Annotated in this window: 1 protein-coding gene; it reads right to left on the bottom strand. The window is 70.3% G+C overall.

The genetic code is table 11. The features are described from left to right. On the bottom strand, positions 1-2,170 hold a 2,170-nt coding region (locus DLJ58_RS00100; protein WP_244218713.1), incomplete at both ends, for a condensation domain-containing protein.

Here is a 2,170-nt window from a genome sequence, read left to right as displayed (position 1 = left end):
ACACTCCGGTCCACCAGCACCCCCACCACCGACCCACGAGAAACACCCCGCGAGGCCAACCACGACCCCAGCACCACGGCCCGCGCATCCAGCTCCGCGAAGGTCCCACCGTTGACGGCCTCACCCGACGGCACCACCGTGACCTGGCGCTCAACAGCCGCCAGCACCGACTCCGACACGGGCTCCACCGCGCCGTCACCATCGGCCAACACCACCGACACCTCACCGGCCGGCAGACACACCACCCGCGCGTCCCCACCCGGGTCCGCCACCATGGCCTCCAGCACCGCCCGGTACATGGCGCCCAGTCGCAGCACGTTGGGGTAGCTGACGACGTGGGGGTCGCTGAGGATGCTGAGCGTGCCGTCCAGCGTGGAGACGTGCAGGTCGAACTCACTGGACGCCTCGTAGACGGCGTCGTCGAAGCCGACCCGCTCGGTGTCGACCTGCGCGAAGTCGAGGTAGTTGAAGAGGATCTCGATGGGTCGGGCGCCGTCGGTGAACCGCTGCACCGACGGCAGCGGGTAGTGCCGGTGCGGCCACAGCTCCAGCTCGGCGTCGAAGGTCTGCCGGATCAGCTCCGCCCAGGTGGCAGCCGGGCCACGGTGCACGATCGGCAACGTGTTCAGGTGCATGCCGTACACCCGGTCCGCGCCGGTCACCTCGGGCCGCCCGTGGCAGACCAGGCCGCTGGTGAAGACGAGTTCGCCGGTGAGCTGGCTCATCACCTTGAGGTGCGCGGCCAGCAGCACGCTCTTCAGCGCGGTGCCGGTGCTGCTGGCCAGGTCTCGGAGCCCGTCGATCAGGTCGTGCAGCGGCACCCGGGTGCCGCACTGGAACTGGGGGTCGGAGTCGGGGGCGCCCCACCCGGCAGGCAACGCGAAGCGCGGGTGCTCGACGACACCCCGCCAGTACGCCTCGTCCTCGGCGGAGGTCAGCGCGGCCAGTTCCGCGGCGACGAAGTCGGCGTAGCGCACCGGCAACGCGTCGACGGGCACCGGAGCACCGGTGTCCCGCAGCCGCCGGTAGTTGTCGAGGATCTCCATGAGCAGGGAGTGGTGGCTCCAGCCTTCGAGGATGCCGTGCGACATGGTCAGGACGAACCACCAGGCGTTGCCCTCGCCGATCGCACCGGCGACGCGTATCTGCGGGACCTCATCCGGCGCGAACGGGTTGGCCCGTTCGGCGGCCATGAAGGCGCTCATCCGGGCCTCGGTGTCCGGGCCACGCAGGTCCAGCTCGGTGACCTCGATCGGCACCTCGGCGTGCACGAGTTGCAGCGGCACCGAGTAGCCGTTCAGGTCGAACGACGTACGCAGGATCTCGTGCCGGTCGACGACCGTCTGCGCGGCGCGGCGCAGCGCGTCGAGGACCAGCGGCTGCTCGTCGTGGATCGGGAAGGCCGAGACGTTGTGGTACGTGTGCCGCTCGGTGTCGGTCATCGTCTTGACGAGCATGCCAAGCTGGACCTGGGCGATGGGGTACGCGTCGGCGAGGCCGGCGGGCAGGGCCGCCCGGTCGGCGTCGTCGAGTAGCGCGAACGGGACCACCGGCTGGAACGCCGGCTCGACGGGGGTCTGCTCCGCTTCGAGGTTCGCGGCGAGCGCGGCGACGGTCCGGTGCAGGAAGATGTCGCGCACCGAGGCGGGGATCCCGGCCGTACGCAGTGCGCCGACGAGAGCGATGGCGCTGATCGAGTGACCGCCGAGGTCGAAGAAGCTGTCGTCGACGCTCACCGTCTCCAGGTTCAGCACCTGCGCCCAGATGTCCGCGAGCTGCCGCTCCAGGTGGGTACGCGGGGCCACGTGCACCCGCCCACCACCGGTCACCGAGGCGGCGAGGGCGGCTCGGTCGACCTTGCCGTTGGCGTTCAGGGGGATCGACTCCACCACGACCAGGTCCGCCGGGATCATGTACTCCGGCAGTCGACTGGCGCATTCCTGCCGCACCCGGGCCGCCAGTTCGACGTCCGGGCTGGCCGGCACGTAGAACGCCAGCAGCCGGGACTCGTCGCCGTGCACCAGCGCCACCACATCACGCACCCCGGCCACCGAGCCGATCACCGACTCGATCTCGCCCAACTCGATGCGGTAACCACGGACCTTCACCTGATGATCGACCCGGCCGACGAACTCCACCGCACCATCGGCCAACCGACGAACCAGATCCC

Source organism: Micromonospora arida (assembly GCF_003857035.1).
Taxonomy (GTDB): Bacteria; Actinomycetota; Actinomycetes; order Mycobacteriales; family Micromonosporaceae; genus Micromonospora; species Micromonospora arida.
Note: the sequence above shows the minus strand (reverse complement) of the source record. Positions and strands in the feature narration are given on the sequence as shown.